Below are 1,103 nucleotides of genomic sequence, written 5' to 3' on the forward strand. Positions count from 1 at the left end.
AGGTGCGGATGATCGAGCAGCGGGACCTGGAGCGGGCGCTGAAGGAGGTGCGGCCGTCCACCCGTCCGTGGATGGCGACCGCCCGCAACGTGGCCCGGCCACCCCGGTCGCGTACGGGTCGACGCCGTTCGCGTACGCCCAGCCCTGGCACGCGTACGAGTAGACGTCCCGGCTGCCCAGGGGCGGGGCGACCAGCATCGGCGCCGTCCACAGCCCGGCGGTCAGGTACGCCCACCGGGTCGATGGCGCGCCCCGGCGCAGCGCCCACCAGGCCCCGGTCAGCAGCAGCGTGCCGGCCAGCCACAGCGCCACGGTCAGCGGGCCGTCCCCGGAGTTCCACACCTTGGTCGCCGTGGCACCGGGCAGCGCACCGCCGACGTACCCGGCGACGGCGAGCAGCGCCGCGCCCGCCAGCCCGGCCCAGCGGGCGAGGCCGGCGGCCCTGGGTGGTGTCTCCGGCGCGTCCGGGTGCGTCACCGGCGTACCGGGTCGGATCACCGGTGCGCGTCTCCCGCCTCGACGGTGGCCGGCCGGCGGCGGGCCCGGGCCGACCGTACCAAGCGGACCGTCACCACGATGACCAACAGCGTCATCAGCGGCGCGCCGGCGGTCTTCGTGTACCGGGCCAGGCCGGTGCCGTCCGGCAGCAGCAGGAACGAGGAGACCAGCGTGACCAGCGCGAACCAGCCGGTGCGCCGCGCGGTGGCCGCGAGCACGGCGAGGGGCCACATCCAGTACCAGGGGTGGAACAGTGGGGCCATCGCCACCGTGGCGGTCAGCGCCAGGCCGGCGTGCCACAGCGGCTCGCGGGTCCGCGCCCGCCACCAGAGCCACACCAGCAGCAGCGCGAGCACCGCCATGCCGATGCCCCGGGTCACCGGGAGGGCGTCGACGTGCCAGCCGAACGGCAGCACCAGGTACCCGACGGTCTGCCCGACCGCGGTCGGCGGTGAGGTCCACGCGATCACGTCGCCGCCCTGGGCGAGGCCGGTGATCCAGCCGAAGTCCAGCCCCGCGCCGAAGGTCGCACCGACCACGGCCGCGAGCGCGCCGCCGGCCCCCATAACGGAAGAGCCTCGTGAAGGGACAGACTCTCCGCTGGT

The 1,103-nt window shown here is 75.7% G+C and carries 1 protein-coding gene and 1 pseudogene; both read right to left on the reverse strand.

Going from position 1 to position 1,103, the window contains the following annotated elements:
- A pseudogene (locus AB0I76_RS30515) lies at positions 1-477 on the reverse strand (DUF2029 domain-containing protein); the annotation flags it as partial.
- Positions 478-494: 17 nt separating this feature from the next.
- The coding region (mptB, locus tag AB0I76_RS30520; RefSeq protein WP_357042780.1) for a polyprenol phosphomannose-dependent alpha 1,6 mannosyltransferase MptB at positions 495-1,103 on the reverse strand (609 nt) is incomplete at its 5' end.

It is taken from the genome of Micromonospora sp. NPDC049799 (assembly GCF_040656655.1).
Lineage (GTDB): Bacteria > Actinomycetota > Actinomycetes > Mycobacteriales > Micromonosporaceae > Micromonospora.